The sequence below is a fragment of the Curvibacter fontanus genome (assembly GCF_054780335.1).
Map to the genome: position 1 here is coordinate 1 of NZ_BAAGWN010000037.1, position 22,602 is coordinate 22,602.

The 22,602-nt window shown below is 66.3% G+C and carries 20 protein-coding genes, 1 pseudogene and 1 riboswitch; of the genes and pseudogenes, 15 read left to right on the forward strand and 6 right to left on the reverse strand.

Annotated features, from left to right (window positions below; translation table 11 throughout):
• From ACYVH8_RS13310 to ACYVH8_RS13340, 7 genes and pseudogenes are all read left to right on the forward strand, one after another.
• Positions 1 to 114: pseudogene (locus ACYVH8_RS13310) on the forward strand (IS5-like element ISCARN85 family transposase); the annotation flags it as partial.
• 27 nt (positions 115 to 141) lie between these two features.
• Entirely contained in the window at positions 142 to 543 is a 402-nt protein-coding gene (locus tag ACYVH8_RS13315; RefSeq protein WP_460489300.1) for a hypothetical protein, read from the forward strand.
• Positions 544 to 692: 149 nt separating this feature from the next.
• Complete coding sequence (locus tag ACYVH8_RS13320) at positions 693 to 1,814, forward strand: XRE family transcriptional regulator (RefSeq protein ID WP_460489301.1); 1,122 nt, start codon at positions 693 to 695, stop codon at positions 1,812 to 1,814.
• The gene (locus ACYVH8_RS13325; protein WP_460489302.1) at positions 1,811 to 2,404 is read left to right on the forward strand and encodes a hypothetical protein; all 594 of its coding nucleotides are present in this window, start codon (positions 1,811 to 1,813) and stop codon (positions 2,402 to 2,404) included. The genes ACYVH8_RS13320 and ACYVH8_RS13325 overlap by 4 nt, the downstream gene beginning before the upstream one ends.
• 25 nt (positions 2,405 to 2,429) lie before the next feature.
• Complete coding sequence (locus tag ACYVH8_RS13330) at positions 2,430 to 3,488, forward strand: RNA methyltransferase (protein WP_460489303.1); 1,059 nt, start codon at positions 2,430 to 2,432, stop codon at positions 3,486 to 3,488.
• A 55-nt stretch (positions 3,489 to 3,543) separates the two neighbouring features.
• Positions 3,544 to 3,614: riboswitch (S-adenosyl-L-homocysteine riboswitch) on the forward strand.
• A 23-nt stretch (positions 3,615 to 3,637) separates the two neighbouring features.
• Positions 3,638 to 6,358, forward strand: coding sequence for a methionine synthase (metH, locus tag ACYVH8_RS13335; RefSeq protein ID WP_460489304.1), 2,721 nt, complete (start codon positions 3,638 to 3,640; stop codon positions 6,356 to 6,358).
• 151 nt (positions 6,359 to 6,509) lie between these two features.
• A complete protein-coding gene (locus tag ACYVH8_RS13340; protein WP_460489305.1) occupies positions 6,510 to 7,166 on the forward strand; it encodes an outer membrane lipoprotein in 657 nt (218 codons plus the stop codon).
• On the opposite strand, the gene ACYVH8_RS13345 is transcribed toward ACYVH8_RS13340, so the two are convergent.
• Positions 7,163 to 8,371 (reverse strand): MFS transporter, encoded by a 1,209-nt coding sequence (locus ACYVH8_RS13345; RefSeq protein WP_460489306.1) that lies wholly within the window; start codon positions 8,369 to 8,371, stop codon positions 7,163 to 7,165. The genes ACYVH8_RS13340 and ACYVH8_RS13345 overlap by 4 nt on opposite strands.
• 93 nt (positions 8,372 to 8,464) lie before the next feature.
• Here ACYVH8_RS13345 and ACYVH8_RS13350 point away from each other — a divergent pair, with 93 nt between their 5' ends.
• Complete coding sequence (locus ACYVH8_RS13350) at positions 8,465 to 9,685, forward strand: MFS transporter (RefSeq protein ID WP_460489307.1); 1,221 nt, start codon at positions 8,465 to 8,467, stop codon at positions 9,683 to 9,685.
• A gap of 12 nt (positions 9,686 to 9,697) precedes the next feature.
• Here ACYVH8_RS13350 and ACYVH8_RS13355 read toward each other — a convergent pair whose 3' ends face one another.
• Entirely contained in the window at positions 9,698 to 11,218 is a 1,521-nt protein-coding gene (locus tag ACYVH8_RS13355) for a YifB family Mg chelatase-like AAA ATPase (protein ID WP_460489308.1), read from the reverse strand.
• Positions 11,219 to 11,425: 207 nt separating this feature from the next.
• Between ACYVH8_RS13355 and ACYVH8_RS13360 the strand changes: the two genes are divergently transcribed.
• The 5 genes from ACYVH8_RS13360 (at position 11,426) to glcF (ending at position 16,555) form a co-directional block, all read left to right on the forward strand.
• The gene (locus tag ACYVH8_RS13360; RefSeq protein WP_460489309.1) at positions 11,426 to 12,178 is read left to right on the forward strand and encodes a TorF family putative porin; all 753 of its coding nucleotides are present in this window, start codon (positions 11,426 to 11,428) and stop codon (positions 12,176 to 12,178) included.
• Between the two features lie 26 nt (positions 12,179 to 12,204).
• Positions 12,205 to 12,543: a P-II family nitrogen regulator gene (gene glnK, locus ACYVH8_RS13365; protein ID WP_057674229.1), complete on the forward strand. Its 339-nt coding sequence runs from the start codon at positions 12,205 to 12,207 to the stop codon at positions 12,541 to 12,543.
• A 28-nt stretch (positions 12,544 to 12,571) separates the two neighbouring features.
• The gene (locus tag ACYVH8_RS13370) at positions 12,572 to 14,074 is read left to right on the forward strand and encodes an ammonium transporter (RefSeq protein ID WP_460489310.1); all 1,503 of its coding nucleotides are present in this window, start codon (positions 12,572 to 12,574) and stop codon (positions 14,072 to 14,074) included.
• 145 nt (positions 14,075 to 14,219) lie between these two features.
• Positions 14,220 to 15,299, forward strand: coding sequence for a glycolate oxidase subunit GlcE (gene glcE, locus ACYVH8_RS13375; protein ID WP_460489311.1), 1,080 nt, complete (start codon positions 14,220 to 14,222; stop codon positions 15,297 to 15,299).
• Between the two features lie 20 nt (positions 15,300 to 15,319).
• Positions 15,320 to 16,555: a glycolate oxidase subunit GlcF gene (glcF, locus tag ACYVH8_RS13380; RefSeq protein ID WP_460489312.1), complete on the forward strand. Its 1,236-nt coding sequence runs from the start codon at positions 15,320 to 15,322 to the stop codon at positions 16,553 to 16,555.
• Between the two features lie 15 nt (positions 16,556 to 16,570).
• On the opposite strand, the gene ACYVH8_RS13385 is transcribed toward glcF, so the two are convergent.
• From ACYVH8_RS13385 to lplT, 3 genes are read right to left on the reverse strand one after another with little or no spacing between them, the layout of a single operon-like run.
• A complete protein-coding gene (locus tag ACYVH8_RS13385) occupies positions 16,571 to 17,056 on the reverse strand; it encodes a glutathione peroxidase (protein WP_460489313.1) in 486 nt (161 codons plus the stop codon).
• Positions 17,057 to 17,103: 47 nt separating this feature from the next.
• A complete protein-coding gene (locus ACYVH8_RS13390; RefSeq protein ID WP_460489314.1) occupies positions 17,104 to 17,976 on the reverse strand; it encodes an EamA family transporter in 873 nt (290 codons plus the stop codon).
• 25 nt (positions 17,977 to 18,001) lie between these two features.
• Complete coding sequence (gene lplT / locus ACYVH8_RS13395) at positions 18,002 to 19,285, reverse strand: lysophospholipid transporter LplT (RefSeq protein WP_460489315.1); 1,284 nt, start codon at positions 19,283 to 19,285, stop codon at positions 18,002 to 18,004.
• Positions 19,286 to 19,426: 141 nt separating this feature from the next.
• Here lplT and alr point away from each other — a divergent pair, with 141 nt between their 5' ends.
• Together alr and ACYVH8_RS13405 are read left to right on the forward strand one after the other, a co-directional pair.
• The gene (gene alr / locus ACYVH8_RS13400; RefSeq protein WP_460489316.1) at positions 19,427 to 20,545 is read left to right on the forward strand and encodes an alanine racemase; all 1,119 of its coding nucleotides are present in this window, start codon (positions 19,427 to 19,429) and stop codon (positions 20,543 to 20,545) included.
• Positions 20,542 to 21,753 (forward strand): HD-GYP domain-containing protein, encoded by a 1,212-nt coding sequence (locus ACYVH8_RS13405; RefSeq protein WP_460489317.1) that lies wholly within the window; start codon positions 20,542 to 20,544, stop codon positions 21,751 to 21,753. Before alr ends, ACYVH8_RS13405 begins: the two co-directional genes overlap by 4 nt.
• Here the strand turns inward: ACYVH8_RS13405 and ACYVH8_RS13410 are convergent, their stop codons facing one another.
• Positions 21,754 to 22,596, reverse strand: a complete 843-nt coding sequence (locus tag ACYVH8_RS13410) for an EamA family transporter (protein ID WP_460489318.1) — start codon at positions 22,594 to 22,596, stop codon at positions 21,754 to 21,756.
• Positions 22,597 to 22,602 lie beyond the last annotated feature (6 nt).

The window sequence follows — 22,602 nt, forward strand, 5'->3', positions numbered from 1 at the left end:
AGGCGGCTCAAGGGCTACCGACGCATCTTCTCTCGGTTCGAGAAACTCGATGCAATGTTTCTTGGCTTTCTCAGCTTCGTGCTCGTGGCAGATGGCCTTCGTGGTTTGTGTTAACAGGCCCTAGGCGAGTTGAATGAGGAAGTGATCTACCGACGCCACTACATCGATGCCGGGCCGCTGAGCTATTGGAAAGCGCGGGTCAGCACGGCGGCCTTGCTGGCTCAGCTGCTGCGCCGGAAGGCCTGGGTGGCTGGGCGCGCCTGCGAGCCGGGGTGTGTGGCCAAGCTGTTTGAGGCGAAAGACCTGCTCACGGTACAGGACCTGGAGACGCTTTATGCCCGGGCACGTCGGGTGGAGGTGGATGACTGGTTGCTGGAGCCCGATGCCCTGCTGAAGGGCATGGACCCGGAGCGCAATCAGTTCGGCGTGGAGTCCGCGTTGCAGCTGTGGCTGGACCTGGATGCGCGAGGGTTGATGCGGGTGGATTTCACCCGGCCAGACACGCGGCAGCGCTTTGAGGAGCGCTTGCGGCGGATGTCTTAGGCCGAAACCTTCATGCCGCTGCTCCCTGCATGGTGGGCGCCTGGGCCGAGGCATGGGTGCAACAGACGTAGAAAAATGCGGCGGAAAGCCCCCACATCGAGCTTGATTAAACTTGATTTCGATGTTTTTGCACCGATAATTCACTGCTTATGCAAAAAGTTATCCACAGCACCAACATCAAGACGGCCCTTCAGGCACGGGGGTGGACTCAGAAAGACCTGGCGGCTCAGCTGGGGGTGACGGGACAGGCAATCACCAACTGGATGAAGGGAACGGATTTCCCTCGTCCAGACAAGCTGCTCAAGCTGGCAACCACGCTCAAGCTGGGCTTTGCCGACCTGGTGCAGATGCCGCAGGCTGAACAGCCGGTGGTGGCTTTCCGCAAGAAAGGCGGAGCCAAGACCACGGACGAGCACATCAGCAAGGCCATGGCGATGGGGGCTTTGCTCAAGGCCCTGGTGCCATTTTTGCCGACCTTGCCGCAACTGCGGCGCCAGGTGCCGAACCCGAGTACCGAATACAAGGCCCTGCAGGCCGTGGTGGCGCAGGTGCGTTCGACGCTGGGGCTGACGCAGGGCGCCGTCTTGCATTACGAGGCTCTGCTGGGCGAGTTTGTGGACAACGGGGCGGTGGTGGTTCCGGTGATGTGGGGCACGCAGAAGAGTCACAAGAATGCGCTGCACATTCTGCTGCCGCAGGAGCGGGCGACTTTCATCCTTCTTAACCTCGATACCTATCTGGAGGACTTCAAGTTCTGGATGGCGCACGAACTGGCGCACGTGTACACCCCCGAGTTGGCGGGCAAGGAGGAAGGGGAAGACTTTGCCGATGCGTTTGCAGGCGCCCTGTTGTTCCCGATGGAGTTGGCCCGCACGGTTTACGAGCAGGTGTCCGGGCGGAACAAAACCCATGAGTCCAGGGTGTTGCAGGAATTTGCGGCCGAGCATGGCATTTCGCTGTTCAGTGTTTTCGAGGAAACCAACCGGTTTGCCCGTGCACACGGCTTGTCGCCCTTGAAGCATGAGGCGGTAGAAGTACATGCCATGCGCAATGCGCAGCGCGGCAGGCTGGTGAGTGAGCTGTTGTTTGCCCCTTTGCCTCCGGAGCCTTTGGTCTTTATCGCGGCAGCGGAAAAGCAGTTCAAGAGCCCAGTCTTTCAAGCCATGCGCCGCATGGTCACTCAGCAGGGAACCGGTCCTGGTTACCTGCAGCAGGTCATGGATATCCCGATGCAGGATGCCGTTGCCCTGCATAAGGAACTGGCCAGGTGACCACCCAGGTCCTGCTGGACACCAATACCTACTTACGGCTGGCAAAGCGCATCCGGCCAGCGGTGGGAAGGCAGTTTGGGCAGGTGCCATATGTGCTGGTTATCCTCAAGGCGGTGGAAGACGAGGTGCATCGCAATGCCAGGCTGAAATTTCTGAACCCTTGGTTCGATGCGGCCGAGTTCGCGGAAGAGCGTTTGGCCAAGCAGGTGCGTCTCACGACAGCCGAGAAAGAAGACATGCGGCTGGTACAAGACGTCTTGCTTGGTACGGTGCAGATGGACGTGCAGCAATACACATCGAACGGTCGGTCACCACCGGGCTTTACGGATTGCTGGCTGTTGGCATACGGACAAGTCAAAGGAGCCATTGTGGTGACCGATGATCTCGGTATGCATACCCTGGCAGCGGAGACAGGGCTGAAGGTCTGGCATGGCTATGAACTGCTGGCCAAGCTTCTTACAGCCAAGGTGGTGGATAACGATTTGGTGCGCGAGATTTATGCTGCTTTGGAAAACAATCAGGACCTGACTGGGACCTGGCGGCAAGCCAAGCACACGACATTCAAGAAGATTTTTGGACTGAGGGAGTAGCACCTTTCTGGTCAGCTGAACTGACATGCGCATCCAAACCTTGCGAGACCGCCTGCAGGCGCTCGGCGCCAACCCCCGCCACGAACACCGCGTGCTGCGCCTGTGGTCGCAGGCCCTGCCGCAGGACCACGGCAGCCGGCCGATCGAAAACTTCCTGCCGACCCGCTTGCGCACGGCCCTGCCGGAACTCGAACGCGAGTTGGCCGGCCTGGTCACGCGGGTCTCCGAACATCCGGGCGAGGACGGCTCGTTGCGCCTGGTGGTGGCGCTGGCCGATGGCCAGCTGGTCGAGAGCGTGCTGCTGCCACCCGGGCGCGCCCCGGCCCTGTGCGTCTCCACCCAGGTCGGCTGCGCCGTAGGCTGCGTGTTCTGCATGACCGGCACGACCGGCCTGATCCGGCAACTGGGCAGCGCCGAGATCGTGGCCCAGGTGGTGCTGGCGCGCACCCGCCGCCCGGTCAAGCGCGTGGTGTTCATGGGCATGGGCGAGCCGGCCCATAACCTGGACAACGTGCTGGAGGCCATCGACCTGCTGGGCACGGCGGGCAATATCGGACACAAGAACCTGGTCTTCTCGACGGTCGGCGACCCGCGCGTCTTCGAGGCGCTGCCTCTGGGGCGCGTGAAGCCGGCACTGGCGCTTTCGCTGCACAGCACGCGCGCCGACCTGCGTGCCCAGCTGCTGCCGCGTGCCCCGCGCATCTCCCCGGAAGACCTGATCGAGGCGGGCGAGTCCTATGCGCGCGCCAGCGGCTATCCGATCCAGTACCAGTGGACCTTGCTGGCTGGCATCAACGACGGCGAGGAAGAAGTCGAAGGCCTGGTGCGGCTGCTGCACGGCAAGCACGCGATCCTCAACCTGATTCCCTACAACACGGTCGAAGGCCTGCCGTATCAACGGCCGGGTCCGGAGCAGGCGGTCGCGTTGGCGCGCCGGCTGCATCAGCGCGGCATCCTGACCAAGCTGCGCCAGTCGGCGGGGCAGGACGTCGATGGCGGTTGCGGCCAGCTGCGCGCGCGGGCGGTGCAGGACAGGAGCGCACAGGAGCGTCGCGTGATTCCGGTGCGGGCGGTTCAGGGCTGAAGCTCATTCAGTACACGCGGATGGCAGATGGGTGCAATACCCATTAAAATCGGGGCAATCCAAGGAGCGTTGCAGCAGCACAGACTGTGTTGTCAGGCTTGGATGTCTCAACGACGCTCACCTGCCATGGATTTTTTCAGGTGAGCCGTATGTCCGAAATCTCCGTTCCCCCCATGAAGCTGTCCGGCCTGGAGCCGGTCCATATCGGCGCCGACAGCCTGTTCGTCAACATCGGCGAGCGCACCAACGTCACGGGTTCCAAGGCCTTCGCGCGCATGATCCTCAACGGCCAGTTCGAGGAGGCGCTGGCCGTGGCACGTCAGCAGGTGGAAAACGGCGCCCAGGTGATCGACATCAATATGGACGAGGCCATGCTCGACAGCCAGGCCGCCATGGTGCGTTTCCTGAACCTGATCGCCAGCGAGCCCGATATCGCGCGCGTGCCCATCATGATCGACAGTTCCAAATGGAGCGTGATCGAGGCCGGCCTGCGCTGCATCCAGGGCAAGGGCATCGTGAATTCCATCTCCATGAAAGAGGGTGTCGAGGAGTTCAAGCGCCAGGCGCGGCTGGTCAAGCGCTATGGTGCAGCGGCCGTGGTGATGGCCTTCGACGAGAAGGGCCAGGCCGACACCTATGCACGCAAGATCGAGATCTGCGAGCGGGCCTACCGCATCCTGGTCGACGAGGTCGATTTCCCGCCGGAAGACATCATCTTCGACCCCAACATCTTTGCCATCGCCACCGGCATCGAGGAACACAACAACTACGCGGTCGACTTCATCGAGGCCACGAGCTGGATCAAGCACCACCTGCCCGGGGCCAAGGTCTCGGGCGGCGTGTCCAACGTCTCCTTCAGCTTCCGCGGCAACGACCCGGTGCGCGAGGCCATCCACACCGTCTTCCTGTACCACGCCATCAAGGCCGGCATGGACATGGGCATCGTCAACGCCGGCATGGTGGGCGTGTACGACGACCTGGAGCCTGCCCTGCGCGAGCGCGTTGAAGACGTGGTGCTCAATCGCCGGCCCGACGCGGGCGAGCGCCTGGTGGAGATCGCTGAAACTGCCAAGGGCGCGGCCAAGGACGACAGCAAGAAGAACGAGTGGCGCAGCGGCACGGTGGCGCAGCGCCTGAGCCATGCGCTGGTGCACGGCATCACCGACCACATCACGACCGACACCGAAGAGGCCTATCAGGCCATCCTGGCCAAAGGCGGGCGCCCGCTGCATGTGATCGAAGGTCCGCTGATGGACGGCATGAACATCGTGGGCGACCTGTTCGGCGCCGGCAAGATGTTCCTGCCCCAGGTGGTGAAAAGCGCGCGGGTGATGAAGCAGGCCGTGGCCCACCTGATCCCCTACATCGAGGAAGAGAAGCGCCAGCAGGAAGCCGCGGGCCAGGACGTGCGCGCCAAGGGCAAGATCGTGATCGCCACCGTCAAGGGAGATGTGCACGATATCGGCAAGAACATCGTCACCGTGGTCCTGCAGTGCAACAACTTCGAGGTCATCAACATGGGCGTCATGGTGCCTTGCCACGAGATCCTGGCCATGGCCAAGGTCGAGGGCGCGGACATCGTGGGCCTGTCGGGCCTCATCACGCCTAGCCTGGAGGAGATGCAGTACGTGGCTGCCGAGATGCAGAAGGACGACCACTTCCGCATCCGCAAGATTCCCCTGTTGATCGGTGGTGCCACCACCAGCCGTGTGCACACGGCCGTGAAGATCGCGCCGCATTACGAAGGCCCTGTCGTCTACGTGCCCGATGCCTCGCGCAGTGTGAGTGTGGCCCAGGGCCTGCTGAGCGAGCAGGCGGCGCAGTACATCGCCGATCTGAACACCGATTACGACAAGGTGCGCCTGCAACACGCCAACAAGAAGCAGACGCCGCTGTGGTCGCTGGACAAGGTGCGCGCCAACAAGACGCCCATCGTCTGGGACGGTTACGCGCCGACGAAGCCGAAGTTCATCGGCCGGCGTGTCTTCAAGAACTTCGACCTGGCCGAACTCGCCAGATACATCGACTGGGGCCCCTTCTTCCAGACCTGGGACCTGGCCGGCCCCTTCCCGGCCATCCTCAAGGACGAGGTTGTGGGCGCGGAAGCGCAGCGGGTCTTCTCCGACGGCAAGCGCATGCTGCAGCGCCTGATCGAGGGCCGCTGGCTCACGGCCAATGCCGTGCTGGGCCTGTACCCGGCCAACAGCGTGAACGACGACGACATCGAGCTGTACACCGACGAGAGCCGCCACAACGTGGCCCTGACCTGGTACGGCCTGCGCCAGCAAACCGAAAAGCAGATGATCGACGGGGTCATGCGCCCCAGCCGCTGCCTGGCCGACTTCGTCGCGCCCAAGGGCACGGCAGCGGATTACGTGGGTGTATTCGCAGTGACGGCCGGCATCGGCGTGGAGAAGAAGGAAAAGTACTTCATGGACGACCATGACGACTACTCCGCCATCATGCTCAAGGCCCTGGCCGATCGCCTGGCCGAGGCCTACGCCGAGTACCTGCACCACCGTGTGCGCAACGACCTCTGGGGTTATGCGCCCCATGAAGCGCTGAGCCACGAGGACATGATCGCCGAGAAGTACCAGGGCATCCGCCCGGCGCCGGGTTACCCGGCCTGTCCGGACCACAGCGTGAAGAAAGAGATGTTCGAGCTGCTTCAGTGCGAGGAGATCGGCATGGGCATCACCGAGAGCCTGGCCATGACACCGGCGGCCAGCGTCAGCGGCTTTTACCTCGGACACCCGCAGAGCGCGTATTTCAACGTGGGCCGCATCGGCGACGACCAGTTGCACGACCTCGCGCGCCGTCGCGGCATGAGCGAGCAGCAGCTGCAACGCCTGCTGGCGCCCAATCTCTGAGCCTCCTGCGTTTCGCTTCTTTACGCAGTTTTACACCTGCGACGTCGCTGCGCTGCACGACGCTGTCTACCATCCCCCGCATGCCGCGTTAAAGATGAAGGCGGTGACTGCGCCGCCGTTCTTCAAGGCCATGCCAAGCAGGAGGAAACAGATGAGTGATGTGACAAGCACCGGCGCCGTGGTCGCCGGAACCAAGGGGTTGTGGGTTGCCGTGGGCGTTCTGGGGCTGGCGGTTGTCGGTCTGGGCGGTGCCCTTTATTCCACCCTGCAGCCGAAAACTGCAGTCGAGGTGGAGGCCGTGAGCGCCTTGCCGGAGATCATTGCGCCAGCCCCTGTCGCGCAGAAGCCGGTCGTGGCGGAGCCGCCAACCGTGACCCAGCCCAAGCCGCGCCCGGCCCCGGTGAAAAAGGCCCAGGCGCCTTCGCAAGCCAAGCCCGTGCCGCTTGCTGCACCGGCACCGGTGCCGGAACCGGTCTGCGCCGACTGCGCCACGGTGACGGCCGTCACGCCTTTTGAGCGCGAAGTGCCCACCAGTGGTGTCGGTGCGGTGGCCGGTGGTGTGTTGGGTGCCATCGTCGGCAACCAGATCGGCCAGGGCTCGGGCCGCGACGCGGCACGGGTGATCGGCGCCATCGGTGGCGGGATTGCCGGCAACCAGATCGAGAAAAACAGGAAGAAGGTGCTGGCCTACCGGGTGGAGCTGCGCATGGACGACGGCGCTCGCCATGTGCTTGAGTCGGACACCGCCAGCGCCGTGGGTGAGCGCGTGCGCTACGACGGCATCAGGCTGGAGCCGCTCTCCCGCTAAGGCGATGGACGGGGTGCCGCCAGGCGCTGGGCCAGAACCAGGGCCAACACCCCGAGCACGCTCAGGCCCAGCATCAGCCACAGGCCGCTGCTGTAGGCGGCCTCGGGGGTCCACATCAGGCCCAGCAGCCAGGGTGCGGTGGCGCGGCCCAGGGCCATGGGCAGGCCCAGCGCGCCGTTGAGGCTGGCGGCCTGTTCCCGGTTCACGTACTCGGCCACGGCCGTGCCCTTGACGATGGTGAACATGCCGTTGCCCATGCCATAGACTGCGACGAAAAGCAGCACCAGTGCGATCTGCAGCGGGCCGGCCCAGGGGGCCAGTACCAGGATGAGCAGGCCCGCCGGGATCAGACAGGGGATGAACCGGTTCACCTGGTGCAGGTCCAGGTGATGTTCGAAGAAGAACAGCAGGGCCCGGCCACCCACCTGCAACAGGCCCACGGCCGCCGGCACCGCGATGACCCAGGTCTCACTCAGGCCGTAGCTGCGCAGCAGGCTGACCATGTGCGCCGGTAGCGCCGCGGTCACCCCCATGAGCAGCACGATGAAAACACCCACCAGCAGGTAGGGCGCGCTCAGCAGATGGCGGCGCAAGGGCACGTGAGGCGAATCGGCCTGCGCCGCCCGGGGTGGCGGTGCCCCGCGCAGCACCACGGCATGGATAGGTGCGCACACCAGCAGATGCAGCGCAGCCAGCGGCCATAAAGCCAGTCGCCAGCCCAGCAGGGACACGAGCCACGCGATCAGCGGCATGAAGACGGTGCTGGCCAATCCGCCCAGAAAGGTGATGACGATGATGGCGCGGCGGAAGTCGTTCGGGTAACGGCGGATGACGACCGCAAAGGCCGGCGGATAGAGCGTACCGGCCAGGCCCACGCCCAGCAGGACCCAGACACCGTAGTAGCCGGCCAGGCTGTCGACTTGCGTGTGCAGGGCCAGGCCCAGCGCCACCACCAGGGAGCCCAGCGTCATCACCAGGCGCTCGTGCCCGCGGTCGATCAGCCGCCCCACGGGCCAGGCCAGCAGACCCTCGGCCAGCAGGGCCATGCTAAAAGCCAGCGAGGCCTGCGCCCGGTTCAGGCCCAGTTCACGCTCGACGGGTTCCAGCAGCAGGGCGAAGAGATAAAACACGCTGCCCCAGCTGATGAGCTGTGTCAGGGAGAGCCAGCCGATCAGTGACGCAGACTGGCCAGAGCGCTTGAGCATGGCGACGATTATAATTCAGCACGCTTCTTGTGATTCCTCGCGCAAGCCCGGGCGCGTCTGCCCTGCCCACTGTTTCCCACACCACCTCCCTGCATGAGCTCCGGCCCCGTCACGATTTCCGCCTCCACGCGCCGCTCCGTCCTGTTGTTGTCGTTTGCCACCTTTGCCAGCATGGCGGTGCAGCGCCTGTGCGACGCCATGCTGCCCGAGCTGGCCCGCGAGTTCTCTGCCAGCCTGGGCGAGGTGGCGAGCGTGATTTCGGTGTTTGCCGTGGTCTACGGCCTGTGCCAGCTGTTCTACGGTCCCCTGGGGGACCGCCTGGGCAAGTTCCGCATCGTCACCTGGGCCACGCTGGGCTGCAGCGTGGCCAGCGTGCTCGCGGTGTTTGCGGCCAGCCTGGACATGCTGGTGCTGGCGCGCATGCTGGTGGCACTGGGTGCGGCGGCCATCATTCCGCTCTCGCTGGCCTGGATCGGCGACGCGGTGGCCTACGAATTGCGCCAGGAAACGCTGGCGCGGGTGGGCCTGGGCACCACGCTGGGCATCACTGGCGGCCAGCTGCTGGGCGGGGTGTTCACCGACACCCTGGGCTGGCGCTGGGCCTTTGTGTTCATGACGCTGCTGTTCGGCGTGGTGGGCCTGCTGCTTTGGCGCGATGAGCGCCGCCAGCGCAGCGATGCAGCGGTGACGCACAACCCCGTGCCCGAGGTGCGCCCCGGTTTCGTGCAGCAGGCGCTGCAGATCATCACCGGGCGCTGGTCGCGCATCGTGCTGATCGTGGCCCTGTTCGAGGGCGCTTCCGGTTTCGGTGTGCTTGCCATCTGGGCCTCACACCTGCACCATGAACTGGGCCTCTCGCTGTCCGCTTCGGGCGCCATCGTCGCCTTGTTCGGCCTGGGCGGCATGGCCTACATGGCCGTCGCACGTTTCATGATCCAGCGCCTGGGTGAACACGGGCTGGCGCGCGCGGGGGTCACGCTGCTGGGCCTGGCCTCGCTGGTGATTGCCTTCACGCCCGTGTGGTGGCCCAGCGTGCCCGCCAGCCTGCTGGCCGGCTTCGGTTTTTTCATGTTCCACAACACCATGCAGGCCAATGCCACGCAGATGGCACCGTCCGCGCGCGGCACGGCGGTGTCCCTGTTCGCGTCGGCCCTGTTCATGGGCCAGTCCATCGGTGTGCTGCTGGCGGCCGCGCTGGTGGGGCGCATCGGCTCCACGGCCGTCATCGCGCTGGGCTGCAGCGTGCTGGTGGCGGTGGGCCTGTACTTTGCCAGTGCACTGCGCCGGCGCGCCGACCTGATGCAGCTGGAGTAAGCGGGCTGGGCCTCAGGCCCGCGCCGGCTGCCGGTACTGCAGCGCCTCGGCCACATGCTCCAGCGTGATGCGTGGTGCATCGGCGAGGTCGGCAATGGTGCGTGCCACCTTCAGCGTGCGGTGCAGGCCGCGCGCCGACCAGCCCAGCCGCACCGCGGCCGTGTCCAGAAAACGCAGGGCGGCGTCTTCGGGGCGGGTGTGCGTGTCGATCTCCTGGGGGGTGAGCGCATGGTTGGGTTTGCCCTGGCGTGCCAGGGCGCGTGCGTGGGCCGCCGTGCAGCGCGCACGCACAGTGGCCGTGCTTTCGCCGGCGCTGGCCTGCAACAGTTCGGTGCTGGGCAGGGCGCCCACGGGCACATGCAGGTCGATGCGGTCCAGCAGGGGGCCGGACAACCGGCCCTGGTAACGCGCCACCTGATCGGGCGTGCAACGGCAGGCGCGCTGGGCCGAGCCCAGGTGGCCGCAAGGGCAGGGGTTCATGGCCGCCACCAGCTGGAAACGCGCCGGGAACTCGGCGCGGCGCGCGGCCCGTGCAATGGTGATGCGGCCGCTTTCCAGGGGTTCGCGCAAGGCTTCGAGGGCCGCGCGCGGGAACTCGGGGAGTTCGTCGAGGTAAAGGACACCCCGATGGGCCAACGAGACCTCACCCGGGCGCGGCGGCGAACCGCCGCCCACCAGGGCCACGGCACTGGCCGAGTGATGCGGGCTGCAGGTGGGCCGCCGGCCCCAGGTCGCCAGGTCAAAGCGCCCGGCCAGGCTGGCCAGGGCCGCGCTTTCCAGCGCCTCGCCGGTGGACATCGGTGGCAGCAGGCCGGCCAGACGCTCGGCCAGCATGGACTTGCCGGTGCCTGGTGGGCCGCTGAGCAGCATGCTGTGGCCGCCTGCGGCCGCAATTTCAAGCGCCCTCTTGGGCCCGGCCTGTCCCTTGACGTCGGCCAGGTCGGGCCCCTGCTGGTTCATCCGTAAAGGCTGCGCCGCCAGCCTGGCCCAACCGGGTGCATCGGCCGTGGAAGGATCGCGCCCGGGAAGGAACTGCTGCACCACGTCCAGCAGATGGCCGGCCCTGTAGATGGCGATGTCGGGGACCAGCGCGGCTTCCTCGGCGCTGCCCGGCGGCAGTGCCAGCTGGGTGGGTACCCCCCGCAGCGCCAGCGCCATGGCCAGCGCGCCGCGCACGGGGCGCAGCTCCCCGGACAAGGAGAGCTCGCCGGCAAATTCGTAGCGGTCCAGGGCTGCGGCATCAATCTGGCCGCTGGCGGCCAGGATGCCCAAGGCGATGGGCAGGTCGAAGCGGCCCGAATCCTTGGGTAAGTCCGCGGGTGCCAGGTTCACCGTGATGCGCTTGTTGTGCGGGAACTCCAGTCCGGCATTCTGGATGGCTGAACGCACACGTTCACGGGCTTCCTTGACCTCGGTTTCGGCCAGGCCAACAAGTGTGAAGCTGGGCAGCCCATTGGCCAGATGGACTTCCACGGTGACCGTGGCAGCTTCCAGGCCCAGCAGGGCCCGGCTATGCACCAGTGACAAGCTCATGACCACATCCTCCTCATAACGGTGCAAACCTTGTGTGGGGCCGCGCAAAATGGCACACTATTGGTGCTATCTGTATGTTTGTACAGCCATCTTAACGCAGCTGGTGCGGATACGTGTACATATCCATGTGGAAATTCCTGGTGCCAGCTTGGCACGGTCCCTGCTTATTCGGTTCGTCCCCTTTAACCCTCTCTGATGGAGTAAGACATGAACCTGAAATCCAAGATCGCCCTGGCAGCCCTGACCCTGACCGCTGGCTCTTCTGTCATGGCCCAGCTGGCCTACAACGTGGGTGCGGTCAGCGAATACCGCTACCGCGGTATCGCCCAGTCGGCTCTGGCCCCCGCAGTGCAGGGCGGTGTGGACTATGCGCACAGCAGCGGCTTCTACGTCGGTGCCTGGGGCTCGCAGATCCGCTGGATCGCTGAAGCCGGCACGGCCTCCAACGTCGAAACCAAGGGTCCGGTCGAGCTGGACATCTATGGTGGCTACAAGGGCGAGATCAGCAAGGACTTCACCTATGACGTCGGTTATCTGCGCTACGAATACGTGAGCAACACCTACAAGGACATCGCCGGCACCGTGAATCCGAACACCGACGAAGCCTACGGCGCATTGACCTACGGAGCCTACACCGCCAAGGTGTCCTACGCCTTCTCCACCCTGTTCGGTACCGCGAAGAGCGAAGGCAGCGTCTATTACGACCTGTCGGCCACGTTCGACCTGGGCAGCGGCTACTCGATCGTCCCGCACGTGGGCCGCCAGGAAATCGCCGGTCCCGGCACCAATAAGGACTACAGCTACACGGACTACTCCGTCACCCTGGCCAAGGATCTGGGCAAGGGTCTGTCCGCCAGCATCGCCGCCATCGGTACCGATGGCAAGGCCAGCCTGTACACATACAACGGTCGCAAGCTTGCAGATACCACGGCTGTTGTGGGTGTGAAATACACCTTCTAAATTCAACTCAAACCAGAGGAGAACCCATGAAACTCGTTACAGCCATCATCAAACCTTTCAAGCTGGATGAGGTGCGAGAAGGCCTCTCGGCTATCGGGGTGCAGGGCATCACCGTCACCGAGGTCAAGGGCTTCGGCCGTCAGAAGGGCCATACCGAGTTGTACCGCGGCGCTGAATACGTGGTCGACTTTCTGCCCAAGGTGAAGATCGAGGCGGCCGTGGCCGACGAGCTGGTCGACCGCGTCATCGAGGCGATCGAAGGCTCGGCCCGCACCGGCAAGATCGGCGACGGCAAGATCTTTGTGTACAACCTCGAGCAGGTCGTGCGCATCCGCACCGGTGAAACCGGCAAGGAAGCGCTCTGAGGCTCCCACAACAAGAGAGAACACTGACATGAAAAAACTAATTGTCTCCTTCGCGCTGGGCCTGGGCCTGCTGGCCGGCTCGGCCGCAGTCTGGTCCCAGACCGCACCGGCTGCCGAGGCCGCCGCTCCCGCAGCGGCAGCTGCCCCGGCCGCTGCCGCTGCGGCCGACGCTGCGGCTCCGGCTGCCGCCGCTCCCGTGCCCAACAAGGGCGACACCGCCTGGATGATGGTCTCCACGCTGCTGGTCATCATGATGACCGTGCCCGGCCTGGCCCTGTTCTACGGCGGCCTGGTCCGCAGCAAGAACATGCTGTCCGTGCTGATGCAGGTGATGGTGACCTTCTCGCTGATCGTCGTTCTGTGGTTCATCTATGGCTACAGCCTCGCTTTCACGGAAGGCAACGCCTTCATCGGCGGCTTTGACCGCCTGTTCATGAAGGGCATCTGGGACAACGTCGCCGGTACCTTCGCCCCCGCCGCGACCTTCAGCAAGGGTGTCTATATTCCCGAGATCGTGTTCGCCGCCTTCCAGGCGACCTTCGCGGGCATCACCTGCGCGCTGATCGTCGGCGCCTTCGCCGAGCGCATGAAGTTCTCGGCCGTGCTGATGTTCATGGCCCTGTGGTTCACCTTCAGCTATGCACCGATCGCGCACATGGTCTGGTTCTGGATGGGCCCGGACGCCTACAGCGCCAAGGAAGTCGTCGATGCCATGAACGGCAAGGCCGGCTATATCTGGCAGATGGGCGCACTGGACTTCGCCGGTGGCACCGTGGTGCACATCAACGCCGCCGTCGCTGGCCTGGTGGGCGCCTACATGGTGGGCAAGCGCATCGGCTACGGCAAGGAGGCCATGGCGCCGCACAGCCTGACGCTGACCATGGTGGGTTCCGCCCTGCTGTGGGTGGGCTGGTTCGGCTTCAACGCCGGCTCCGCCCTGGAAGCGAACGGCTTCGCCGCCCTGGCCTTCGCCAACACCTTCGTGGCCACCGCCGCTGCCGTGCTGGCCTGGTGCGTGGGTGAGGCGCTGCTCAAGGGCAAGGCCTCCATGCTGGGCGCCGCTTCCGGCGCCGTCGCCGGCCTGGTGGCCATCACCCCCGCTGCCGGCAACGTCGGCATCGGTGGCGCGCTGATCGTCGGCCTGCTCGCCGGCTTCATCTGCCTGTGGGGTGTCAGCGGTCTGAAGAAGCTGCTGGGCGCCGACGACTCGCTCGACGTGTTCGGTGTGCACGGCGTGGGCGGTATCCTCGGCGCCCTGCTGACCGGCGTGTTCAACAGCCCGTCCCTGGGTGGCCCGAGCCTGGTCGGTGACTGGGTCACGGCCGGCATGGTGACCCCGGCCGACTACTCCATCGCCGCTCAGGTGTGGATCCAGGCCAAGGCCGTGATGATCACCGTCGTCTGGTCTGGCGTGGTTTCCTTCATCGCCTACAAGATTGTCGATCTGACCGTCGGCCTGCGCGTCAGCGAAGAAGACGAGCGCCAGGGTCTGGACATCACGGCCCACGGCGAAACCGCCTACAACCGTTAAACGAGCAATGGACGGCAGCCGGCGCCTTGCGCACCGGCTGCCGCACCAGAGCAAGCGAGAGTCTCCTCTGGTTCAGGCCCGCAAGAGCGCAAGCTCGAGCGGGCCTTTTTTCATTGGCGCCCCCGTCAGCCGTTAATATGGCGGCATGGACACAGCCCTGCAAAACATCACCGAGCGCGTGCGCCAGGCCGCCGCCACCGGCACCCCATTGCGCATCCGCGGCGGCGGCAGCAAGGATTTCTACGGCCAGTCACTCCAGGGCGAAGTGCTGGACACCCGGCCCCTGACCGGCATCGTCAGCTACGAGCCCAGTGAACTCGTCATCACCGTGCGCGCCGGCACCCCGCTGGCCGAGGTGGAGGAGGTGCTGGCCGAACGCGGGCAATACCTGCCTTTCGAGCCCCCGCATTTTGCCGCGGGCGGCGTCATGGCCACCGTCGGAGGCATGGTCGCGGCCGGACTCAACGGCCCGGCCCGTGCCAGCGTGGGCGCCGTGCGCGACTACGTGCTGGGCCTGGTGCTGCTCAACGGCAAGGCCGAGTTGCTGACCTTCGGCGGCCAGGTCATGAAGAACGTGGCGGGCTACGACGTCTCGCGCCTGATGGCCGGCGCCATGGGCACGCTGGGTCTCATCACCGAGGTCTCGCTCAAGGTGCTGCCGCGCGCCGTGGCCGAAAGCACCCTGGTCTTCGAACTGGACGAAACCCGTGCCCTAGTGCAATTGAACCGGTGGGGGGCCTTGCCCCTGCCCGTCAACGCCTCCTGCTGGCATGAGGGCGCCCTGATGGTGCGCCTGCGCGGCGCCCAGGCCGCCGTGGCCGCGGCGCAGAGGAGCATGGGCGGCACCGTCATGGACGCCGGCCAGGCCACGCTGCTGTGGAATGCGCTGCGCGAACAGACGACGCCCTTCTTCCAGCTCGCTGAAGGTGAATCGCTGATGCGCCTGAGCGTGCCCGATACGGCGCCGCCGCTGGGCCTGGGGCCCACGCTGATCGAATGGGGCGGCGCGCAGCGCTGGCTCAAGCTGCCGCTGCCGCGGCGCCCCGACATGAGCGAGGTGCTGGACACCACCAGCGGCCACGCCACGCTGTTCCGCGCCACCGACAAGAGCGCCGGTGTCTTCACGCCGCTGGCCGCGCCGCTGGATCGCATCACGCGTGAACTCAAGAAGCAGTTCGACCCGGCCGGCATCTTCAACCGCGGCCGCCTCTACCCCGATTTCTGAGCCTGACTGGCGAACATTCCATGCAAACCAAGCTCGCCCCCGAGTTCAAGCACACGGCCGACGGCCAGGCGGCCGAGGCCATCCTGCGCAAGTGCGTGCACTGCGGCTTCTGCACCGCCACCTGCCCCACCTACCAGCTGCTGGGTGACGAGCTCGACGGCCCGCGCGGCCGCATCTACCTGATCAAGCAGGTGCTCGAAGGCGAGGCGCCCACACGCAAGACCCAGGCCCACCTGGACCGCTGCCTCACCTGCCGCAACTGCGAAAGCACCTGCCCCTCGGGCGTGGACTACGGCCACCTGGTCGATATCGGCCGCAAGATCGTCGACGAGAAAGTGGAGCGCCCCGCCAGCGAACGCTTCGTGCGCTGGGCGTTGAAAGAGGGTCTGACCTCGCCGCTGTTCGCCCCGGCCATGAAAATGGGCCAGCTCGTGCGCGGCCTCTTGCCCGCCAGCCTCCAGGCCAAGGTGCCCGCTGCGCAAGACGCCGGCGCCTGGCCCGCCCGCACCCATGCGCGCAAGGTGCTGATGCTCGCGGGCTGCGTGCAGCCGGCCATGATGCCCAATATCAACAGCGCCACCGCCCGCGTGCTCGACGCGGCCGGTATCCAGACCGTGGTGGCACAGAAAGCCGGCTGCTGCGGCGCCGTGAAGTTCCACCTGAACGACCAGGACGGCGGGAAGGCGGAGATGCGGGCCAATATCGACGCCTGGTGGCCGCACATCGAGGGCGGCGTAGAGGCCATCGTGATGAACGCCTCGGGTTGCGGCGTCACCGTCAAGGAGTACGGTCATATCCTGCAGGACGATCCGCAATACGCGGCCAAGGCCCGGCGCATCAGCGAGCTGACCAAGGACTTGAGCGAGCTGCTGCCTGAGCTGGTCGACAAGCTGCGCGGCAAGGTGAGTGCCAAGACCGGCCAGATCGCCTTTCACCCGCCCTGCACCCTGCAACACGGGCAGAAGCTGCGCGGCGGCGTGGAAGAGCACATGGGTGCGCTCGGCTTCAAGGTCAACACCTGCCGCGTCGAGCCCCATCTGTGCTGTGGGTCGGCCGGCACCTACTCGGTGCTGAACCCCAAGCTGGCCTACGCGCTGCGCGACCGCAAGCTCGCCAACCTGGCCGAGATGCAAGCGCAGACCATAACCTCCGCCAACATCGGCTGCATCACGCACCTGCAGAGTGGCACCGTCACACCGGTGAAGCATTGGGTGGAGTTGCTGGACGAGGCGCTGGCGACGACAGCACAGGTCTGAAGCCAGGCCTGTGGATCAGGCGGCCAGCGCAGCCTCGATATCCCGGTACAGGCGCCGGGGTTCCGTGTAAGGCGCATAACGCCTGAGCACCCTGCCGTCCTTGCCGATCAGGAACTTGGTGAAGTTCCATTTGATGGACTTGGTGCCCAGCAGGCCCCGGGCTTCCCGCACCAGCCACTGGTAGAGCGGGTGGGCCTGGGGTCCGTTCACCTGGATCTTGGCCATCATGGGGAAGCTCACGCCGTAGTTGAGCTGGCAGAAGCTGGCGATCTCGTGGTTGCTGCCGCGGTCCTGGGCGCCGAACTGGTTGCAGGGAAAACCCAGCACGACCAGGCCCTGCGGGCCATAGGCCTTGTGCAGTTCCTCCAGTCCCGCAAATTGCGGCGTGAAACCACAGGCGCTGGCCGTGTTGACGATCAGCATGACCTTGCCTCGGAACTGGCTCAGGGCGACGGGCTGGCCACCGATCTGCTCGGCCTCGAAATCGTAGACAGTCGACATGGTGTGTGGGTGCGAGTGGAGACACATGCCAGCAGCAGCCGGCGCATTCAGGCCGGCGCCGGCGTACGCGCCGCCAGCAAGGCGGCCAGCAGGATCAGCGCGCCCCCCAGCAGGGTGCGGGCCGAGAGCTCGGCCGCGCCCAGGGCCACAGCCGAGACGCTGGCGAACACCACCTCGGTCAGCATGATCAGCGCTGTGGCGGCGGCCGGCAGACGCGCGGCGCCGTACTGCAGGCCCAAGTTGGCGGTCAGGAAGGCCAGGCTGGTGAGCAGCACCAGCCCGACCCAGCCCGGGGCGGGCGCGGGGGGAAGCGTGGCCAGACCGGCAGACTGGCTCAGCAGGGCCACGCTGGCCGCCAGCAGGGTGCCGCCGCCGAACATGGCCACCATGCGCGCCTCCTCGGCCGTGTCCTTGAGCTTGAGCAGCAGCACATTGGTCAGCGCGAAGCAGAAGCCGCCGCCCAGAGCCAGCCAGTCGGGCAGACTGGCGGGCAGGGGCCAGGGCGAGTCGGGCGTCTTGAGCACGATGGCCACGCCCACCAGGGCCAGGCTCAGGCGCAGCAGGGCCAGGGCGCGGGGGCGCTCGCCCAGCAGGGCCCAGGCCAGCAGCACGGACCAGACAGGCATGAGGTAGAACAGCAGCACCACGCGCACCACGTCGCCCACGGTGACCGCCCAGTTGAAGCCCACATTGGTCAGGCCCGAGGCGCAGGCCAGCAAGAGCAGGAGGGAGTGGCGCAGCAAGTGGCGCCAGACTGTGGGGCGCCAGGCCAGCAGGCCGGCCAGGCACAGGCCGTAGATCAGGGCTGTGGACCACAGCGGGTGCAGGCCCTGGGCTTCGAGCAGGCGAAAGGGATACCAGGAGACGCCCCAGACGAAGGCGTTGAGCACCAGGGCCCAGGCGGCGAGTTGCGTTTTCATGGAACCCCGGGCCGCGCAGCAGCCATCAACCGTGAAGGTTGTCGTTTCTGGCGATATCGAGCAGGTGCTCGACTTCCTCGGGGTACTTCTGGCAGTTGTGCTCGTGCCAGCGCTTGATCCGCCACATGAAGCCGGCCACCAGGAGGCCGAAACCGGCGATGGCGCCGAAGGCCGAGACGCCCATGCCCGTGCAGAAGCTGTAGAGAAAACCCAGGCCCAGTATGCAGGTCTGTTCATTGAAGTTCTGCACGGCGATGGAACGGCCGGCGCCCATGAGGTTGTGGCCGCGATGCTGCAGCAGCGCGTTCATCGGCACCACGAGGAAACCACCCAGGCCACCCAGCAGCACCAGGAAGGGCGCCGCCACCCAGACGTTGTCGATGAAGTTGAGCAGGATCACCAGCACGCCCATGGCGATGCCCAGGGGCATGACACGCGTGGCGTCCTCCAGCCGCATGCGCATGGAGGCCACCACGGCGCCCACGGCCGTGCCGATGGCCACCACACCCACCAGCGAGGACGCCTGCGTGACGCTGTAGCCCAGCGCGGCGGCGGCCCAGGCCAGCACGATGTAGCGCAGGTTGCCGCTCACGCCCCAGAACAGGGTGGTGGTCGAGAGCGAGATCTGGCCCAGGCGGTCCTGCCAGAGCCGGGTGTTGCAGCGCCAGAAATCGGGCAGCAGGGCCAGCGGGTTGCTGGGCATGGGACGCATTTCAACGCCGGTGTGCGGGATGCGGGTGTTGAACCAGGCCGCCAGCAGGTAGACCAGAATCAGAACGGCAATGGCGGCCTCGGGCGCGGTGTCGATGCCGGTGGTGATCAGCGGCAGGTCGATGCCCAGCAGGACCTGGGACACTGCATGGCCCACCAGCTGGCCGCCCAGCAGCACGCCCAGGATGATGGAGGCAATGGTCAGCCCTTCGATCCAGCCGTTGGCCTTGACCAACTGGGAGGCGGGCAGCAGCTCGGTGAGGATGCCGTACTTGGCCGGCGAGTAGGCCGCCGCGCCCAGGCCCACGATGGCATAGGCCATCAATGGATGGGTGCCGAAGAGCATCATGAGACAGCCGATGATCTTGATGCCGTTGCTGATCAGCATGACCTTGCCCTTGGGCTGGGCGTCGGCAAAAGCGCCCACGAAGGGCGCCAGGATCACGTAGAACAGGGCGAACATGGGCACCAGCGCTGCCTGCTGCCACTCGGGTGCCCCCTCACTGCGCAGCAGCTGCACGGCTCCGACGAACAACGCGTTGTCAGCCAGCGAACTGAAAAACTGCGCCGACATGATGGTGTAGAAACCGCGTTTCATGGGGGAGGGGGACCGGGGGAAGCTCGTGCTTGGGTGCTTGTTATGAAAATCCAATCGACGCCGGGTTATAGCATGGCAGGCAATGTCACAATTCATGGCCAGGGGTTGCCCGAAACTCCGTCCAGAGATCGCTCCGCCCGCATGTCCCGCCCGATTCAAGCCCAGATCCACGTCGAAGCCCTGCGCCATAACCTGGCGCGGGTGCGCCGCTCGGGCCCGGATGCGCGGGTGTGGGCGGTGGTCAAGGCCAATGCCTATGGCCACGGCATCGAACGTGTGTACGAGGGCCTGCGCGGCGCCGACGGTTTTGCCTTGCTGGACCTGGGCGAGGCCGAGCGCCTGCGCACCCTGGGCTGGCGCGGCCCCATCCTGCTGCTCGAAGGCGCGTTCGAGCAGCGTGATCTGGAGCAGTGTTCGCGCCTGGGCCTGTGGCACGCGGTCCACTGCGATGAACAGATCGACATGCTGGCCGTGCACAAGACGCATGTGCCGCACCGCGTGTTCCTCAAGATGAACAGCGGCATGAACCGCCTCGGTTTTCGCCCGGAGCAGTACCGCGCCGCCTGGACGCGTCTGAACGCGCTGCCGCAGGTCGACGAGATCTCACTCATGACCCATTTCAGCAATGCCGACGGCCCCGCAGGCGTGGCGCAGCAGCTGGCCGCCTTCAACACCGCCACGCAGGACCTGCCGGGTGAGCGTTCCCTGAGCAACAGTGCGGCCATCCTGCGGCACATGGGGGCGCAGGCCGCGGCCAGTCTGCGCTCGGACTGGATCCGCCCCGGTGTCGTGCTCTACGGCGCCTCGCCCGACCACCCCGAGCACAGCGCGGCCGACTGGGCCTTGCAGCCGGCCATGACGCTGCGCTCGCGCATCGTGGGTGTGCAGCAACTGGCCGCTGGCGACAGCGTGGGCTACGGCTCGGTCTTCACCGCCACGCAGCCCATGCGCATCGGCGTGGTGGCCTGCGGTTATGCCGACGGCTATCTGCGTGCCAGCCCGGGCACAACCGAGCGCGGTACGCCGGTGCTGGTGGACGGGGTGCGCACGCGCACCGTCGGGCGCGTCAGCATGGACCTGATCACGGTGGACCTGACACCGGCGCCCGCCGCCGGCATGGGCTCGGAAGTCACGCTCTGGGGCCGAGCCTCGAACGGCGCCCTGCTGTCCATCGACGAGGTGGCCCAGGCCGGTGGCAGCGTGGGCTACGAGCTGATGTGCGCGCTGGCCGCGCGCGTGCCGGTGGAGGTGCTGGCATGAAATACCTGCCCATCCCCATCGCCATGCTGCCCATAGGCAAGCCCCTGCCGGTCAACGTCTGGAACCCCGAAGGCGTGCTGCTGCTGCGCAAGGGCCAGCCCATCGTCTCCGAGCAGCACCGCGACAAGCTCTACGGCCACAACGCCTCGACCACCGAGACGGAGGCCCAGGCCTGGCAGCGTTCCTACGAGCGCATGGTGCACACCCTGCTGATGGAAGGAGTGGAGGTCGAGGAGATCGCGCGCATGCCCATGCCCAGCGCGATCCGCGAGCGTGACTACATGGTCGGCGAGCAGCTCGACGGCGGCTGGATGGACCTGCAGGAGGTGCTGCGCGGCATCCTCTACCAGGGGGGGCTGGCGCTCAACCCCTTGCAGCGGCTGGCCGCCCTGGAGAACAAGGCGCGCAGCCTGCTGCAGGACGATCCGGACGACAGCCTGTTCTGCCTGTTCCAGGCCCTGGCCGACAGCAGTCTGGGGTACAGCGCCACCCACGCCCTGCTGTGCGCCTGCGTCTGTGAACTGGCGGCGCAGAAACTGGACCTGAACCCGCAGCAGCGCCAGTCGCTGATGAGCGCGGCCCTGACGATGAACATCGGCATGGCGCGCGAGCAGGACGTGCTGGCGCGCCAGCAAACCGCCCCCTCGCCCGCGCAGCGCCAGCTGATCCAGGAACACCCGCAGCTCAGCCTCAAGATCCTCGTCTGGCTGGGCATCGAGGATGTGGAGGAACTGGACCTGGTGCGCTGGCACCACCAGCCCGACAACCCCGAAGGCCTGCCGCACAACCTGCGGGCGCGCCGGCTCTTGAGCATGACCGATGTTTTCGTCGCCAAGATGGCCGCGCGCCGTACGCGCGAAGCGCTCTCGCCGCTGGAGTCGGCCAAGTCCATCTACCTGCAGACCGAAAAGGAAGTCACCGCAGCGGTTGGCGGCGCGCTTACCGCAGCGGTTGGTTTCTACCCGCCCGGCACCTATGTGCGCCTGAGCAGCGGGGAGACGGCGGTGGCGGTGCAGCGGGGCCAGCGCGCCAACACGCCCTGGGTCATCGTCATCGTCGATCGCAACGGCATGCCCACCTTCAACTACCACTGCCTGGACACTGCGGATCCGGCCCATGCGATCGCCGCGCCCATGCTGTTTCGCAGCGGCAAGGTGGCGATCAACATCGAGCGCGTGCGCCGCGCGCGAGAAAAAATCCGCCGCTGATCAGGCCAGCTTGATCACCACCGCGCCGGCACATACCAGCAGCGCCGAGACCAGGCGCAGCCGGCCCAAGCCTTCCTTGAGGAAGGTCGCGCCGATCAGCGTCGCGAACACGATGGAGCTTTCCCGCAGCGCTGCCACGGTGGCAATCGGCGCCTGCGTCATGGCCCAGAGCACCAGGCTGTAGGCGGCCAGCGTGCCGGCGCCGCCCAGCAGGACGGCGCGCCAGGCGCCCGGTGCGGGTTGCAGCAAGGTGCGTCCGCGCAGCCAGGCCGCCGCGGCCAGCATGAAAACTGCGCTCAGTACAAAGACCCAGGCCGTGTAGCTCAGGGCATGACCGGCCAGGCGCACGCCCTGGCCGTCGACCAGGGTGTAGAGCGCGATCACGCCGGCGTTGGCCAGGGCGGCCAGCACTGCGGCGGGATGGCCGGCGCCGCTGCGCCAGGCCCGGCCGGCCAGCGCCAGGACGCCGCCACAGATCAGGGCAATGCCCAGCCAGGCGCCGGGCGTGGGGGTCTCGGCCAGCAGCAGCGCCGCGGCCAGCGCGGTCAGCACCGGCGCCGTGCCACGCATCAGGGGGTAAGCGAAGCCCAGGGCGGCGCCCTGGTAGGCGCGTGCGACCAGCGCGAAATAGACGACGTGGATCAGACCCGAGGCCAGCAGCCAGGGCCAGCTCGCGGCAGCGGGCAAGGGCAGGCCCGGCAAGAGCAGCAAGGCGAACGCGGCGGCGCCGCACACCACGTGCAGCGAAGCGAGGAACTTGTCGGGGCTGGCCCGCACCAGCGCGTTCCAGCCCGCGTGCAGCAGGGCCGAGAAGATCACCACGGCCATCACGTCGATCGGCATGGGTGA

What these genes read in the sequence shown, in the direction of transcription:
- glcF (WP_460489312.1), top strand. Translation starts at nt 15,320, where the DNA reads ATGCAAACCAAGCTCGCCCCCGAGTTCAAGCACACGGCCGACGGCCAG.
- alr (WP_460489316.1), top strand. Translation starts at nt 19,427, where the DNA reads ATGTCCCGCCCGATTCAAGCCCAGATCCACGTCGAAGCCCTGCGCCAT.
- ACYVH8_RS13355 (WP_460489308.1), bottom strand. Translation starts at nt 11,218, where the DNA reads ATGAGCTTGTCACTGGTGCATAGCCGGGCCCTGCTGGGCCTGGAAGCT.
- metH (WP_460489304.1), top strand. Translation starts at nt 3,638, where the DNA reads ATGTCCGAAATCTCCGTTCCCCCCATGAAGCTGTCCGGCCTGGAGCCG.
- ACYVH8_RS13320 (WP_460489301.1), top strand. Translation starts at nt 693, where the DNA reads ATGCAAAAAGTTATCCACAGCACCAACATCAAGACGGCCCTTCAGGCA.
- lplT (WP_460489315.1), bottom strand. Translation starts at nt 19,285, where the DNA reads ATGAAACGCGGTTTCTACACCATCATGTCGGCGCAGTTTTTCAGTTCG.
- ACYVH8_RS13330 (WP_460489303.1), top strand. Translation starts at nt 2,430, where the DNA reads ATGCGCATCCAAACCTTGCGAGACCGCCTGCAGGCGCTCGGCGCCAAC.
- ACYVH8_RS13390 (WP_460489314.1), bottom strand. Translation starts at nt 17,976, where the DNA reads ATGAAAACGCAACTCGCCGCCTGGGCCCTGGTGCTCAACGCCTTCGTC.
- ACYVH8_RS13340 (WP_460489305.1), top strand. Translation starts at nt 6,510, where the DNA reads ATGAGTGATGTGACAAGCACCGGCGCCGTGGTCGCCGGAACCAAGGGG.
- ACYVH8_RS13405 (WP_460489317.1), top strand. Translation starts at nt 20,542, where the DNA reads ATGAAATACCTGCCCATCCCCATCGCCATGCTGCCCATAGGCAAGCCC.
- ACYVH8_RS13350 (WP_460489307.1), top strand. Translation starts at nt 8,465, where the DNA reads ATGAGCTCCGGCCCCGTCACGATTTCCGCCTCCACGCGCCGCTCCGTC.
- glcE (WP_460489311.1), top strand. Translation starts at nt 14,220, where the DNA reads ATGGACACAGCCCTGCAAAACATCACCGAGCGCGTGCGCCAGGCCGCC.
- ACYVH8_RS13410 (WP_460489318.1), bottom strand. Translation starts at nt 22,596, where the DNA reads ATGCCGATCGACGTGATGGCCGTGGTGATCTTCTCGGCCCTGCTGCAC.
- ACYVH8_RS13385 (WP_460489313.1), bottom strand. Translation starts at nt 17,056, where the DNA reads ATGTCGACTGTCTACGATTTCGAGGCCGAGCAGATCGGTGGCCAGCCC.
- glnK (WP_057674229.1), top strand. Translation starts at nt 12,205, where the DNA reads ATGAAACTCGTTACAGCCATCATCAAACCTTTCAAGCTGGATGAGGTG.
- ACYVH8_RS13345 (WP_460489306.1), bottom strand. Translation starts at nt 8,371, where the DNA reads ATGCTCAAGCGCTCTGGCCAGTCTGCGTCACTGATCGGCTGGCTCTCC.
- ACYVH8_RS13370 (WP_460489310.1), top strand. Translation starts at nt 12,572, where the DNA reads ATGAAAAAACTAATTGTCTCCTTCGCGCTGGGCCTGGGCCTGCTGGCC.
- ACYVH8_RS13360 (WP_460489309.1), top strand. Translation starts at nt 11,426, where the DNA reads ATGAACCTGAAATCCAAGATCGCCCTGGCAGCCCTGACCCTGACCGCT.